The sequence below is a fragment of the Flavobacterium bomense genome (assembly GCF_003970355.1).
Map to the genome: position 1 here is coordinate 1 of NZ_RYDJ01000038.1, position 955 is coordinate 955.

Sequence of the window (955 nt, forward strand, 5' to 3'; positions counted from 1 at the left end):
CTATTTTGGAGGACAAAAGCATCGATTTGGTTATTGTAAACACACCAATCGACACCCATTTTGAGTATGCCAAAAAAGTGTTGCTCGCCGGAAAACATGCCATTGTCGAAAAATCTTTTACATCAAATCTTGCCGAAGCTATTGAATTAGCTGCCTTGGCCAAAGAAAAAGGATTGAAATTGTCTGTTTTTCAAAACAGAAGATGGGACAGTGAACTCAAAACCGTGAAGAAAATTCTGGATTCGAAATTGTTGGGCGAAATTGTCGAAGCCGAATTTCATTTTGACCGTTACAATCCTGTTTTGAGTCCAAAAGTGCACAAGGAAACCGTCAATTCGGGTTCTGGAATTATGAAAGATTTGGGGCCACATATTATCGACCAAGCCTTGTATTTGTTTGGTTTGCCCAATGCCGTTTTTGCTGATATTCGATTCACAAGAGACCAAACCGTAATCGACGATTATTTAGATATTTTACTATTTTATTCGAATCTAAGAATACGATTGAAAGCAGGATTTTTTGTAAGAGAACCCAATCCTTCTTATGTGATTCACGGCAAGAAAGGTTCTTTTCTAAAATCGCGTGGCGATGTGCAAGAAGACGAATTGAAAATAGGAAAAAAACCTAATTTAACCACTTGGGGAACTGAAAAAGAAGGTCATGAAGGACTTTTGCACACTGAAATCGACGGCAAAATTATAAAAGAAAAAGTACCCACGCTTCAAGGAAATTATTACGACTTCTTTGAAGGGGTGCATCAAGCTATTGCAAATGATAAAACCGAGCCTGTAACTGCTCAAGATGGTGTCAATGTGATGCGAATTATTGAAGCGGCTTTTCTAAGTAACGAGCAAAAGAAAACAATCGACTTATAAACAATAACGTTGTAATGTTCGGTTTATAAACAAAATAGCCAATTAGGGACGTATTGATTTTGTACTTTTGTAGATTCAAT

General features: G+C 37.1%; 1 protein-coding gene. It reads left to right on the forward strand.

Annotated elements, in window-relative coordinates; all coding sequences use genetic code 11:
* A partial coding sequence (locus tag EKL98_RS15265) for a Gfo/Idh/MocA family oxidoreductase (protein ID WP_126563073.1) occupies window positions 1-875 on the forward strand: 875 nt, incomplete at its 5' end.
* Window positions 876-955 lie beyond the last annotated feature (80 nt).